The sequence below is a fragment of the Ideonella sp. genome (assembly GCF_041914305.1).
Lineage (GTDB): Bacteria > Pseudomonadota > Gammaproteobacteria > Burkholderiales > Burkholderiaceae_C > Ideonella.
Genome location: NZ_JAYSDQ010000029.1, coordinates 1 through 13,479, shown reverse-complemented (window position 1 = coordinate 13,479; position 13,479 = coordinate 1). Strand labels below are relative to the sequence as shown.

10 protein-coding genes, 1 pseudogene and 1 riboswitch are annotated in these 13,479 nt (G+C 68.8%); of the genes and pseudogenes, 4 read left to right on the top strand and 7 right to left on the bottom strand.

The features are described from left to right. Nucleotides 1–11: 11 nt before the first annotated feature. A complete protein-coding gene (locus ACE3SG_RS27250; RefSeq protein ID WP_374569409.1) occupies nt 12–965 on the bottom strand; it encodes a helix-turn-helix transcriptional regulator in 954 nt (317 codons plus the stop codon). Nucleotides 966–1,050: 85 nt separating this feature from the next. Here ACE3SG_RS27250 and ACE3SG_RS27245 point away from each other — a divergent pair, with 85 nt between their 5' ends. Both ACE3SG_RS27245 and ACE3SG_RS27240 read left to right on the top strand, forming a co-directional pair. Next, the gene (locus ACE3SG_RS27245) at nt 1,051–2,634 is read left to right on the top strand and encodes a benzoate-CoA ligase family protein (protein WP_374569408.1); all 1,584 of its coding nucleotides are present in this window, start codon (nt 1,051–1,053) and stop codon (nt 2,632–2,634) included. Next, the gene (locus ACE3SG_RS27240) at nt 2,631–3,422 is read left to right on the top strand and encodes an alpha/beta fold hydrolase (protein WP_374569407.1); all 792 of its coding nucleotides are present in this window, start codon (nt 2,631–2,633) and stop codon (nt 3,420–3,422) included. The genes ACE3SG_RS27245 and ACE3SG_RS27240 overlap by 4 nt, the downstream gene beginning before the upstream one ends. Here the strand turns inward: ACE3SG_RS27240 and ACE3SG_RS27235 are convergent. Then, nucleotides 3,419–4,669 (bottom strand): D-amino acid dehydrogenase, encoded by a 1,251-nt coding sequence (locus ACE3SG_RS27235; RefSeq protein WP_374569406.1) that lies wholly within the window; start codon nt 4,667–4,669, stop codon nt 3,419–3,421. The two genes, ACE3SG_RS27240 and ACE3SG_RS27235, sit on opposite strands and share 4 nt — an antisense overlap. A gap of 56 nt (nt 4,670–4,725) precedes the next feature. Next, nucleotides 4,726–4,844, bottom strand: a riboswitch (glycine riboswitch). Between the two features lie 321 nt (nt 4,845–5,165). Here ACE3SG_RS27235 and ACE3SG_RS27230 point away from each other — a divergent pair. Then, a complete protein-coding gene (locus ACE3SG_RS27230; protein ID WP_374569405.1) occupies nt 5,166–6,731 on the top strand; it encodes a S8 family serine peptidase in 1,566 nt (521 codons plus the stop codon). Between the two features lie 73 nt (nt 6,732–6,804). On the opposite strand, the gene ACE3SG_RS27225 is transcribed toward ACE3SG_RS27230, so the two are convergent. After that, nucleotides 6,805–7,449 carry a DUF599 domain-containing protein gene (locus ACE3SG_RS27225; protein WP_374569404.1) on the bottom strand — a complete coding sequence of 215 codons (645 nt, stop codon included), beginning with the start codon at nt 7,447–7,449 and terminating at the stop codon, nt 6,805–6,807. Nucleotides 7,450–7,575: 126 nt separating this feature from the next. Between ACE3SG_RS27225 and ACE3SG_RS27220 the strand changes: the two genes are divergently transcribed. Continuing rightward, entirely contained in the window at nt 7,576–8,889 is a 1,314-nt protein-coding gene (locus tag ACE3SG_RS27220) for an esterase-like activity of phytase family protein (RefSeq protein ID WP_374569403.1), read from the top strand. Nucleotides 8,890–8,956: 67 nt separating this feature from the next. Here ACE3SG_RS27220 and ACE3SG_RS27215 read toward each other — a convergent pair whose 3' ends face one another. The 4 genes and pseudogenes from ACE3SG_RS27215 to ACE3SG_RS27200 form a co-directional block, all read right to left on the bottom strand. Next, on the bottom strand, nt 8,957–11,344 hold the full coding sequence (locus ACE3SG_RS27215; protein WP_374569402.1) for a S8 family serine peptidase: 2,388 nt from the start codon (nt 11,342–11,344) through the stop codon (nt 8,957–8,959). 218 nt (nt 11,345–11,562) lie between these two features. Then, on the bottom strand, nt 11,563–11,967 hold the full coding sequence (locus ACE3SG_RS27210; RefSeq protein WP_374569401.1) for a Bug family tripartite tricarboxylate transporter substrate binding protein: 405 nt from the start codon (nt 11,965–11,967) through the stop codon (nt 11,563–11,565). After that, complete coding sequence (locus ACE3SG_RS27205; protein WP_374569400.1) at nt 11,916–12,428, bottom strand: tripartite tricarboxylate transporter substrate-binding protein; 513 nt, start codon at nt 12,426–12,428, stop codon at nt 11,916–11,918. The genes ACE3SG_RS27210 and ACE3SG_RS27205 overlap by 52 nt, the downstream gene beginning before the upstream one ends. 541 nt (nt 12,429–12,969) lie before the next feature. Then, nucleotides 12,970–13,479: pseudogene (locus ACE3SG_RS27200) on the bottom strand (oxidoreductase); the annotation flags it as partial.

Below are 13,479 nucleotides of genomic sequence, written 5' to 3'. Positions count from 1 at the left end.
GCTTGTGCGGACTACAACGGCAGTTCCAGCGCCTGGCGCACCAGCGCGCGCAGCGCGGCGAAAGTGGGCGCCAGCGGCTGGGCGCTGGTGTCGAGCTTCAACTCGGCCTTCGAATAAAAGGCGGCGCGGCCGGCCAGGATGCGCTTCAGGTCGTCCATCGCCTCTTTGCTGGCGGCCATTGGCCGCAGGTCGCCCTGGGCGGTGACGCGCTTCATGTGGTCTTCTGCATCGGCCTGCAGCCAGACGGTGGTGCAGTGCGCCAGCAGCTGGTTGAAGGTGGCCGCGTCCGAGACCAGCCCGCCGGGCGTGGCGATCACCGCCTCGGGGTAGATCTGCACCGCCTCTTCGAGTGCGCGGCGCTCGTAGCGGCGGTAGGCGTTCATGCCGTACAGCGCCTGGATCTCCGAGATGCTGCAGCCGGCGAACTTCTCGATCTCGCGGCTCAGCTCGACGAACGGAAAGCCCAGGTCATCGGCCAGCATCTGGCCCAGCGTCGACTTGCCGGCGCCGCGCAGGCCCACCAGCGCGATGCGCGAGCTGCGCTGGGTGCCGCCCTGGCCGTGTGCGCCGCCGGTGCCCAGCAGCTCGCCGATCGCCACCCGCACGCGGTGCAGGCTGGGCTCGTCGCGGTGCTCCAGCATCTCGCGGATCATCAGCCACTCGGGCGACGAGGTCGTCACGTCGCCGATCAGCTCGGCCAGCGGGCATTGGAGTGCGCCGGCCACCTGCAGCAGCACCAGGATCGACGCATTGCCGGTGCCGTACTCGAGGTTGGCCAGGTGGCGCTCGGAGACCTCGGCCGCCAGCGCCACCGCCTTGCGCGTCATGCCGCGGCGTGAGCGCAGCGAGCGCACCCGCTCGCCCAGCGCGACCAGAAACGGGTTCTTGTCGTCGCCTGTGGCGGCGGGGCCGGCCACGTCCAGATCGTCTTCCGGCTCCCGGGGATGCAATATAGTGCTTGACATGGCTCAACGGCAGATCTAGAGTTCTTGCAAGCACAATAGTTCATCTTCCCAGGCTTCGCAAGGCCGTGAACGCAAGGAGACTGCCGTGTCTGCCGTTTCGGTTCCTACCCCGGGCGCGCGCTTCAACTTCGCGCAGCACCTGATCGAGCGCAACGCCGGCCGCGGCGCGAAGCTGGCCTACATCGACGACGTGGGCAGCGTCAGCTACGCCGCGCTGGCCGAGCGCGTCCGGCGCCTGGCGGCCGGCCTGACGGCGCTGGGCGTGCGGCGCGAAGAGCGCGTGCTGCTGCTGATGCACGACAGCATCGACTGGCCGGTGAGTTTTCTCGGTGCGCTGTACGCCGGCATCGTGCCGGTGGCCGTCAACACCTTGCTGACCGCCGACGACTACGCCTACATGCTGCGGCACAGCCGGGCCCAGGCGGTGCTGGTGTCGGCCGCGCTGCTGCCCACGCTGCGGGCGGCGATGGACAAGGCGGCGGGCGAGGGCGGCCACGAAGCCCGCACGGTGATCGTCTCGCGCGCCACGGCCGAGCTGCCGGCCGGCTGCCAGGCGCTCGAGACGCTGCTCGAAGCCCATCCGCCGCTGGCGGCCCCGGCCGACACCGGCCCCGACGACCCCGGCTTCTGGCTCTATTCGTCCGGCTCGACCGGCCGGCCCAAGGGCACGCTGCACACCCAGGCCAATCCGTACTGGACGGCCGAGCTGTACGGCACGCCGGTGTTGGGGCTGACCGAGCGCGATGTGTGCTTCTCGGCCGCCAAACTGTTCTTCGCCTACGGCCTGGGCAACGCGCTGAGCTTTCCGCTGAGCGTCGGCGCCACCACGGTGCTGATGGCCGAGCGGCCCACGCCGGACGCGACCTTCAAGCGCTGGACCCGCGACACGCACCGCCCGACGGTGTTCTTCGGTGCCCCGACCGGCTATGCCGGCATGCTGGCGTCGCCGCACCTGCCGCCGCGCGAGGCGGTGGCGTTGCGCCTGTGCTCGTCGGCCGGCGAAGCATTGCCGGCCGACATCGGCCAGCGTTTCACGGCCCACTTCGGTTGCGAGATCGTCGACGGCATCGGTTCGACCGAGATGCTGCACATCTACCTCAGCAACCGGCCCGGCCAGGTGCGCTACGGCACCACCGGCTGGCCGGTGCCGGGCTACGAGATCGAACTGCGCGGCGACGATGGCCATGCGGTGCCCGATGGCGAGACCGGCGACCTGTACATCCGCGGCCCGAGCGCGGCGCTGATGTACTGGGGCAACCGCGAGAAGTCGCGCGAGACCTTCCAGGGCAGCTGGACCAAGAGTGGCGACAAGTACGTCAAGAACCCCGACGGCACCTACACCTACGCCGGCCGCAGCGACGACATGCTGAAGGTCAGCGGCATCTACGTCTCGCCGTTCGAGGTGGAGTCGACGCTGGTGCAGCACCCGGCCGTGCTCGAAGCCGCGGTGATCGGCGTGCCGGATGCCGACGGGCTGACGCGCACCAAGGCCTTCGTCGTGCTCAAGCCCGGGCAACAGGTCGACGACGACACGCTGAAGGCCTTCGTCAAGGACCGGCTCGCGCCCTACAAGTACCCGCGGCAGATCGAGTTCATCGCCGAGTTGCCGAAGACCGCCACCGGCAAGATCCAGCGCTTTCGGCTACGTGAGCGCGAGGCCGGCGTGTGACGATCGAGTTCGTCGAGATCGACTGGCAGGGCCGGCCGGTCACGATCGAGCACCAATGGCTGGGCCGCGAGCGCCAGGGCCGGCCGCTGATGGTCTTCTTGCACGAGGGCCTGGGCTCGGTGGCGATGTGGCGCGACTTCCCGGCACGGCTGGTCGACGCACTCGGCTGGCGCGGGCTGGTCTATTCGCGCCCGGGTTATGGCCGCTCGACGCCGCGTTCGCCCGACGAAGCCTGGGCGCCGGACTTCATGCACCGGCAAGCGCGGCAGGTGCTGCCAGCGCTGCTTCGGGCCTTGGGTGTCGACGCCGACCGCCCCTGGCTCTTCGGCCACAGCGATGGCGGCTCGATCGCGCTGCTACATGCCGCGGCCTTCCCGGCACGCGTCGCGGGCCTGGTCGTGCTGGCGCCGCACCTCTTCGTCGAAGGCGTCTCGATCACCAACATCGAGCGGGCCCGCGAGGCCTATCTGGGGGGCCTGTTGAAGAACAGCCTGGCCAAGTACCACGACGACCCCGACTCGGCCTTCTGGGGCTGGAACGACATCTGGCTCCACCCGGCGTTCCGCGACTGGAACATCGAGCGAGAGCTGGCCGCCATCACCTGCCCGCTGCTCGCAGTGCAGGGGCTGGGCGACGAGTACGGCACGCTGAAGCAAATCCACGGCATCGCCGAGCGCGTGCCGCAAACGGTGTTGCTCGAACTGCCCGATTGCGGTCACTCACCGCACCGCGACCAGCCTGAACAGGTGATCGCGGCGGTGAGTGGCTTCGTCAATTCAGCGGGTTAGGCAAAAGCAAAGTCGACCTCGGGCTTCAGGCCGCTGGCGATGCGCGCAATGCTCTTGCCCGAGCCGCAGGCGTGTGTCCAGCCCAGCGTGCCGTGGCCGGTGTTCAGCAGCAGGTTGGGCAGCTTCGAGCGGCCGATGATCGGCACGTTGCTCGGCGTCGCCGGGCGCAGGCCGGTCCAGAACTGTGCGCGTTCGCCGTCACCGGCGCCGGGGAACAGCTCTTCGACCCGGCGCACGATCGCTTCGCAGCGCACGCGGTTCAGGTCGCGGTCGTAGCCGTTCAGCTCGGCCGTGCCGGCAATGCGCAGCCGGTCGCCCAGGCGCGAGAAGACGAGCTTGTACTCGTCATCGGTCAGCGACACCTGGTGGGCCTTGCTCGCATCTTTCACCGGCATCGTTACCGAGTAGCCCTTGGCCGGGTAGATCGGCAGCTTGATGCCCAGCGCCTTGGCATACAGCGGGCTCAGCGAGCCCATCGCCAGCACATAGGCATCGCCGCGGATGCGCTGGAAGCGGCCCTCGGCATCGGTCGCCTCGACATGGTCGACCCGGCCGCCGGCTTCGCGCAACGCGGTCACCGTGTGGCTCATCAGGAAGCGCACGCCGTCTGCCTCGCAGCGGCGCACCAGCTCGCGCGCAAAACGGTTGGCGTCGCCCGATTCGTCTTCCGCCGTGTAGGTGGCGCCGGCCAGCTGCGGCCGGATGTGGGCCAGCGCCGGCTCGATGCGCACCGCCTCGTCGGCCGAGATCACGCGCCGGTCGCAGCCCAGCGCGCGCATCTGCGCGGCGGGCGCCTCGGCGGCGTCGAACTCTTGCTGGCTGGTGTAGAAGTGAAGAATGCCTTGCGTGCGCTGGTCGTACTCGAGCCCGATGTCGCGGCGCAGCTGCTGCAGCGTCTCGCGGCTGTAGCTGCCCAGCCGCACGATCTGCTCGATGTTGTGGCGCGTGCGGCCGGGCGTGCACTCGCGCAGGAAGCTGAAGACCCAGGCCCATTGCCGCGCATCGGCCCGCAGGCGAAACAGCAGCGGTGCGTCCTCTCTGGCCAGCCACTTCAGCACCTTCAGTGGTGCGCTCGGGTTGGCCCAGGGTTCGGCGTGGCTGACCGAGATCTGGCCGCCATTGGCGAAGCTGGTTTCGGCGGCCGGTACGGCCTGGCGATCGACGACGGTGACGTCGTGCCCTTGTTGGCGAAGGAAATAGGCGGAAGTGACGCCGAGCAGGCCGGCGCCGAGAACGACCACGTGCATGGTTTCTCCAGGAGGCGATCGGCACGAAGCCCGATGAAATGGAGTGCTTCGTGCCTGCCGCTCCCCCTGTCCCCGGTACCTGAGAGATTCGGCCGCCGCGTGACTGCCGCGGGGCTTTGCTCCTTCGGTGCGCTGATCCTGAAAGTTAGGTCAGCGGCTCTCCAGACGGCGATTGATCAGTGCAGTACGGAACCTGAGCGTGTATGGGAGTTTGCGCCTTCGGTGGCCGGGCTGACACGGTGGTCGAAACCCGGCGCTCTCCTGCAAGCCGCCATTGTAGGCGCGGCGCTCCATCGCCGGGGGTGTGAACAATTCACGCGGGTTGGGCCGCTGAGGGCGAATTTGCTCCGGGTTTCCCCGTGGCGCTCTCGAATGTCGTGAGGATCGTTGAAGCTTTTGTAGTGGGCAAGCCCAGGGCTCGCGTGGACACTGCGGCCTCGGATTCAGATCCTTACGTTTTTTGCTTGATCGACCTTTCCTTTCTGGAGTTGTGAAGATGACCAAGACGAGCTTCCCGGTGTCCCGCCTGTGTGTCGGCCTGGGCCTGGCCTTTGCGATGATGGGCGCTGCCCAAGCCGCTGCTGACACCACCCGCGTGGTTGTGACTTTCAAGTCGGGCAGCCAGGCTGCCAAGCTGGCCCGTGCTGCCGTTGCCCAGCTGGGCGGCAAGATCAAGCTCGAGATCGACGGCGAAAACGTCGCCGTCGAGCTGCCGAAGGCTGCCGCGATGGCGCTGGCCAAGCACACGGCCATCGCCCGCATCGAAGAAGACGCTCCGCGCTACCCGATGTCGCTGACCACGCCGTCGGACGGCAAGCCCTACAAGCTCGGCCAGCTCGTGCCCTACGGCATCGCGCTGACCCAGGCCGACAAGCTGAAGGACACCAACGCCGGCAACCGCAAGATCTGCATCATCGATTCGGGCTATGACGGTGGCCAGGAAGACCTGCAGCACAACGCCAACGTGACCGGCGAAGACGACATCGGCGGCGCCGGCCTGTGGAACCACGACGGCACCCACCACGGCACCCACGTGGCCGGCACGATCTCGGCGATCAACAACCTCGACACCGGCGTGGTCGGCGTGCTGCCGAACTCGAAGATCAAGCTGCACATCATCAAGGTCTTCGGCGACGACGGCGTGTGGGCCTACTCGTCGACCCTGGCCGCCGCGGCCAAGAAGTGCCAGGCCGCCGGTGCCAACGTGATCAGCATGTCGCTCGGCGGCCCGATCCCGAACACGGTCGAGAAGAACACCTTCACCGCCCTGCAGACCGCCGGCATCCTGTCGATCGCCGCAGCCGGCAACGGTGGCAACACCCAGACCTCGTACCCCGCCGGTTATGTGCCGGTGATGTCGGTCGCCGCGGTGGACGAGCACTCGGCCTGGGCCAGCTTCTCGCAGCGCAACGCCGACGTTGAAATCTCCGGCCCGGGCGTGGGCGTGCTGTCGACCGTGCCGATGGGCACCGGCTCGGCGCCGTCGCTCAAGGTGGGTGGCACCGACTACGCGCCGGGCGCGATGGACGGCTCGCCGCAAGGCAGCGCCACCGCTGCGCTGGCCGACTTCGGCCTGGGCGACGCGGTCGACACCTCGGTGTCGGGCAAGGTCTGCCTGATCCAGCGCGGCAACATCGCGTTCTCGGACAAGGTGCTGAACTGCCAGAACTCCGGTGGCGTCGGCGCGGTGGTCTACAACAACGTCGCTGGCGGCTTCGCCGGCACGCTGGGTGGCGTGGCCACCACCATCCCGTCGGTGACCGCTTCGGACACCGAAGGCGCCGCGATGAAGGGCCAGCTGGGCCAGTCGGCCACCGTGGCCGTGCAAGCCACGAACTACGCCTACTTCGACGGCACCTCGATGGCCACCCCGCACGTCGCGGCGGTCGCTGCGCTGGTGTGGAGCTTCTTCCCGACCTGCACCGGCGAGCAGATCCGCCAGTCGCTGAACAAGTCCGCCAAGGACCTGGACGTGGCTGGCCGCGACGCCAAGACCGGCTACGGCCTGGTCCAGGCCAAGGCCGCCAAGGCCCGCATCACCAAGCTGGGTTGCGGCAACTGATCAGCGCTTCGGCACTGAACGAGACAACGGGGCCTTCGGGCCCCGTTTTCCATTTCTGGATCGGGCCGCGGGATCAATCCACCTCGACGTCATTGGCCGGCTGATCGAACAGGCGCAGGCCAAAGACCAGCAACACCGTGGCCGGCAGCATCGCCAGCGGGTGCACGACCCCGGCCACGGCCGGCAGCACCATCAGGAACAGGCGCAGGCCCCAGCTGTACATCAGCCCGGCGCGGCGCACGTGGTTGGCCGCCGCGCTGTTCAGCTCGGCGCGCTCGGGCCGGTCGACCGGGATCGACACGATGAAGCTGGCGTGGCTGTAGTGCCGCGTCGACAAGGCCGAGCAGACATACGACGCGAACAGCAGGCCGACCAGCATCGCCTGCAGCAGGGTGTGCAGCGTGTTCTCGCCCGACCAGCGCGACAGGTTTGCGGCCAGCGACGGGCCGGTCATGCTCAAGGCGCCCATCACCGCCAGCGCTGCGGTCGAGGCCGAGATCGACGCGGCCATCAGCGAGTTGCGCAGCGCCTGCACCGCGACGATCTCGTGGCCGGGCTTGCCGCTCAGCGACACCACCCAGTGCATGCGCAGTTTGGCGTTGGCGTAGCGGGCCAGCCGCTCGGGCTGGCGTTGGCCGACGTGGTGCACGCGCCATTCGTAGGCCACCAGCAGCAGGACGCTGAGATTGAAGCTGAGCCAAGGGACAAGGTCGGTCACGGGGCAGCACCTGGCAGAGACGACAAGGCCGAATCATAGGCGCGTCACATCGGCGTCATCGGGCGCTCATGGGCCTGTCATCGCGGCTTGGAAGCATGCCGGGTCTTCCCTGCACGAAAGATTTCCATGCGCTGTTCGTTCAAAACCTTCTCCCTGGCCATGGCCGGCGCCCTCGCCGTGCTCGCGCTGCCTGCCGCCCACGCCGCCGCCACGCTGGCCGGCTTTGCCTCGATGCCGGCCGACACCTTCGCTCCGGGCCCGACCTCGGGCCAGTTCGCCAGCAGCGCCAACGGCCGCAGCCTGCCGCTGGTCGACAAGCAGCCGGTACAGGGCTTCTCGGCGGTGCTGCCGGGGCCGGTGGCCGGCACTTTCCTGGTCATGCCGGACAACGGCTTCGGCGCGAAGACCAACTCGCCCGACACCTTGCTGCGCCTGTACGCCGTGCAGCCCGACTTTCGCAGCTGGGGCGGCAAGGGCCTGACCGGCAGCGGCACGGTGCTGCCGGTCGACCGCGAGACGGGTGACAAGCTCACCGCTTTCGACAAGCGCAGCTACGTGACGCTGAACGACGCCGACCACCGTCTCGGCTTCCCGATCGTCGCCGAAGGCGCGTTCTACCCCTATGCTGGCAGCGGCCCGGGCAGTGCCGACATCCCGGTCGACGATGCGATCACCAAGCGCCGCCTGCTGACCGGCGCCGACCTCGACATCGAATCGGTGCGGGTGGACCGCCGCGGCCACCTCTGGTTCGGCGACGAGCTCGGCCCCTTCCTGCTGCAGACCAATGCCAAGGGCAAGGTGCTGCGTGCCGAGGTGCCGATGCCGGGTGTCCAGTCGCCCGACAACCCGCACCTGAACGGCGCCACGCCCAACCTCGGCCGCTCGCGTGGTTTCGAGGGCATGGCGATCGACGCGGCGGGCCAGCACCTGTTCACGCTGCTCGAAGGCACGGTCACCGGCGACCCGGCGGGCAGCCTGCGCATCAACCGCTTCGACATCCGAGCCGGTGCCTACACCGGCCAGCAGTGGCTGTACAAGCTCGCCCCGCAAGGCACCAACATCGGCGACATGACGGCGGTCAACGAGCACCAGTTCCTGGTCATCGAGCGCAACGGCACCGAGATGCCGCGCTTCAAGAGGATCTACCTGATCGACCTGAACGTGGTCGACGCCGACGGCTTCGTCAGCAAGACCGAGGTGGTCGACCTGATGGACGTGGCCGACCCGCACGACCTGAACCAGGACGGCCAGACCAGCTTCACCTTCCCGTTCGTGACGATCGAGGACGTGCTGGTGCTGGACGCGCACACGCTGCTGGTGATCAACGACAACAACTACCCTGGCAGCAGCCGCGTCGATGGCGAGCCCGACCCGACCGAGTTCCTGCGCCTGTCGCTGGACGTGGCGCTGCCGGTGGACGACGAGACGCCGTTGCGCTGAGGCCGGGGCCGCAGCCGCAAAAAAAGCCGCGGCGACTGCCGCGGCTTTTTGCTGGGGTGGCCCTACCTCAGGGCAGTGCCTGCACCGCCGACAGCGCGTCGACCAGGCCCATGCCCTCTGCCGGCGAGTGGCCCTTGCGCAGCGCCTGCGAGAAGGTGCCGGTGAACGGGATGTCACCGCCCGGGCCGGCGACCACGCCGCTGATCGTGCCGCCCACCAGCAGGTCGGCCGAGTTGCCGCCGCCGCCGGTGGCGACCTCGTCGCGGTCGACGCCGAAATGCACCACCGACTTGCGCCCGAAGCTGCCCGGCGCGAACGTGACGGTCAGCGTCTTGCTGAACGGCACCACATCGCTCAGCGCCGAGAAGCTGACGTCGGTCGCGGCGATGTCCTTCAGCGTGCCCAGCGTCACCGGCAGGCCGGGGCCGACGCGCGGGTCGAGCTGGATGCCGGGCGCCGGGTTGCCGAGCAGCTGGCGCTGGCCGTTGGCGGTCGACAGGTCCAGCGTCACCGACTTCAGCGTGTAGCCCTCGGGCGCGGTCAAGCCGATGCGGAAGACATCGGTGTCGAACTGGCTGGGCGACTGGCCGTCGCCGGTGGCGGTGACGTGCACGGTGCCGGCGCCGAACGAGGCCTGCGCGGCGGCGAAGTTGGGCTTCGAGTCGTGCGCGCGGGCTGTCTTCTTCAGCAGGTGGCTCAGCTTGGCCGGTGAGATCGAGCCCGGGCCGCCGGCCTTGTCGATCACCAGCGCGGCCACGGCGGCGGCGTGCGGCGCGGCGGCGCTGGTGCCGAAGAAGTTCGGGAAGGTGTCGCTGTCTTCGGCGGTGTCGCCGCTGAAGAAGGTGGTGTTGACACCGTCCGGTGCGCCGATGTCCGGCTTGCGGCGGACCTCGGGCGTGGGCAGGCGCGAGCCGTCCTTGCCGAAGTACATGATCGACGGGCCGGGCGACGAGAACGACTCGGGCAGGTAGTCCTGGAACCAGGCGAACGCGGCGGTGCCGTTGGCGCCGGCGGCCGAGTTGTGGCCGAAGGTGATCGGCGTCGTGTAGTTCATGTACTCGCCGTTGACCACGCTGCCGAAGGTGACGAAGCGCACCTGGTCGGCGGTCGGCGCGTCAGTTGTCGTGTCAGCGCGGACGACCACGATCTGGTAGGTGCCGGCTGGCACCTGCACCGCCTCGATCGGCTGGTCGGTCGAGAAGTTGTCGTCGGCCGAGACGGCGGCCAGCTGGTCGCCGGCGGCGTTGTACACGTACAGGTCGTAGTCGGTCGTGACCTTGCCGGCGTCGAACGGGTCGTTCCACTGCAGCACCAGCGTCGACGTGGCGCCGAAGGTGATCGTGCGCGAGACGTCGATCGTCTTGCCGTCGGTGGCCAGGTTGTGGAAGCCGCCGTTGGACGAGCCGGCCGCGATCAGCGACAGGTCCACCGTCTGCGCGCTGGCGCGTGCGGTGGCGTCGTCGACCTTGTTGTAGCCGGCCAGGTAGCCCATCGTCGAGCCGCGGTTGCCGGCCGAGGAGAAGTACGACACGCCCTGCGCGACGACCTCGTCGGCGGCCTGCGCGATCACGCCGTCCGAGAACATCGGCTCGGTGAAGTAGATGACGTCGTCGACGACGACATCGGCCTTGCACGGCCCGTTCTTGTCGGCCAGCTTGCGGATGTTGTCGGCAAAGCCGACTTCGCCGTTGAACGCAGTCGCAAAGCACAGCTTCGCGGCGGGCGCCAGGTCGTGCACGATCTGCATCATCGCGCGGCCCTCGTCGCTGCCGCTGGCCACGTCTTCGATCACCACCACCGGCTCGACGTCGCCGTCGGGGTTGCCGGCGCCGGGCAGGTCGCCGCTGGCCACGTCTTGCGCCGCGTGCGTCTTGGCGCCTGCGGCCGCGTCGAAGCTGTCGGACATCACGCCGACGGTGACACCCGCGCCCCGGATGCCCAGCGCGTTGACCTGGTCGGCGTGCACCGTGGCGGCACCTTGCGAAGTGACCGTGCCGACATCGGCGATCGGCGCGGTCGACAGCAGCACCGACTTCACGCCCGGCAGCGCGGCCAACTCCTTCGCCTTGGCCACCGGCACATAGGCGGTGAACACGCCCTGGCGGTAGCGCGCGTTGGCGGCGACCGCTTCGGCGCCCAGCTTGCGGGCGGCCGCCTGCAGGTTGGCCAGCGGCACGCGGCCGTTCAGATGCACGTTGACGCGCACCCGGCCTTGCTTGTCCTGCACGGCCAGCGCGGTGCGGGCGCGGCTGCGCTCGGCCTCGGCACGCGAGGCCGGCTGCACGCCTTGCTGCTCGACCAGCTCGCGCAGGCCCAGGCCCAGGTTGCCCTGCGGCTGCGGGCGGGCGTGGGCCACGCCCAGGCAGGCGAGCGCCACGCCCGCGGCCAGCGCGGTGCGCGTCCAGGTGATCGAGCGCACGGCGGCGCTGCGAGGTGTACGGCGATATCCAGTCATGAGTCAGGCTTTCCCAGTCAACAGATCCATCACGTCGCATCCCGGTCGGGGCGACACCCAAGGCGTTGCGTTATGCGCATGCCCACCGAGCGGGGATATTGCACCGACCGTGACGCCCGGCTTCGGGTGTATCCAGTCGTATTGACAGAAGTTGATGGATGGAACGGCGCCCACTCAAACGCCGAAATTCAGCGGCAACCCGCGGCGTGCACTGGAGGTTAGTCCGGCTCGATCTTCGCGGTGCGAATGACCTCGCCCCAGTGCTTGATCTCGCTGGCCAGCAGCGCCTTCAGCTCGGCCGGCGTGCCGGCCTGAGCCTTCACGCCCAGGTCGCGCAGGCTCTTGTGAACAGCTGGTTGCCGCAGCGCTTCTGTCGCCACGCGTTGCAGCCGCTCGATGGCGGCTGGCGGCGTGCCCGTGGGCGCGGCCAAGGCGTTCCAGCTGTCGACCACGTAGGCAGACCAGCCCAGCTCGGCCACGGTGGGGACCTCGGGCCAGAGTGCGAAGCGCTGGGCGCCCGTCACCGCCGGCGGCCCTACGACCTTGGCGGCGACCTGCGGCAACAGCGGGCTCAGGATCTCGAACGCCACGTCGACCTCGCCCGAGCGCAGCGCATTGACCACCGCGGGCGAGCCTTTGTAGGGCACGACGGTGGCGCTGATGCCGGCCACGCCTTGAACCATTCGGCCGCCAGGTGCTGGGTGCTGCCGACGGTGATGGTGCCGATGCTGAGTTTGTCCGGGTGCGTGCGCGAGAACGCCAGCAGGTCGGCCAGCGTCTTGAAGCGCGAGTCGGCACTGACCACCAGGGCCAGCTCGAAGAAGCCCAAGGTCGAGATCGGCGCCAGATCGCGTTGAACGTCGTACGGCAGCTTCTTGACCAGGTGCACGCTGACGGCCGAGGCGTTGCTCATCAGCAGCAGCGTGTGGCCATCGGCTGGTGCATTCAGCACTGCCTGGGTGGCGACGATGCCGCCCGCGCCGGGCCGGTTGTCGATGACGATCGGCTGGCCCAGCGATTCACCCATCACCTTGCCGACGGTGCGGGCGGTGATGTCGGCGACACCGCCGGGTGCGAAGGGCACGATCAGTGTGATGGGCTTGGTTGGGAATTTGCTGGCTTGCCCAAATCCCGGGGCGGGCCACGCGGAGGCGATCAACAGGCAGTGGCGGCGGGTGAGGTTCATCTCTGCTCAGGCCTTTGGTGACGCGCGATGCGAGCTGCTTGCAATGGTCGCGCGTGGGCGCGAGGCCCGGGGCACGTTCTGCGGCTCCGCTCGCGGGGACACGGAATGCGCTCGCGAACGTGCTGCCCTCGGCACCGCCTTCTCTTGCGGCGGTTGGGGCGACCGCGAATGAGAGCCGCCGACCGTACCCCGAGCCTCACACCCCGGGGCAACCGGGTGGCATGCCACGGCGTGCCATGCCGACGGCGGTGCCTGCAGGGTGACGGTGGTGTTCCCGGGTGTCGGCCTCATTAGCGGTCGCCCCAACGAATCCCAGGTACCACGTTGTTGATGGAGATGCGCTGCATGGGCCGCTAACAGTGCCCCGCGAGCGGCCGGCGACCGGGGGCACCGCCGTTTCCCTGCCGCCACCACCTCTGCAAGCCTTGAATCGCCGCTATCACCCCGCGTTCAACTGCTGCTCCAGCTGCTGCAGCACCCGGTAGCAAGGCAGCACCTGCGCCACGCTGGCATTGGGCTCCCGCCCTTCGCGGATCGCCGCGAAGAACTCGCGGTCCTGCAGCTCGATGCCGTTCATCGAGACGTCGACCTTCGACACGTCGATCTTCTCGTCCTTGCCGTTGAACAGGTCGTCGTAGCGGGCGATGTAGGTGGCTGTGTCGCCGATGTAGCGGAAGAAGGTGCCCAGCGGCCCGTCGTTGTTGAAGCTCAAGGAGAGCGTGCAGATCGCCCCGTTGGCCGCCTTGAGCTGGATGCTCATGTCCATCGCGATGCCGAGCGTCGGGTGGATCGGACCCTGGATCGCATGGGCCTGCACGACGGGTGAGCCGCACTGGTAGGCGAACAGGTCCACCGTGTGGGCGGCGTGGTGCCACAGCAGATGGTCGGTCCAGCTGCGCGGCTGGCCCAGCGCGTTCATGTTGGTGCGGCGGAAGAAGTAGGTCTGCAC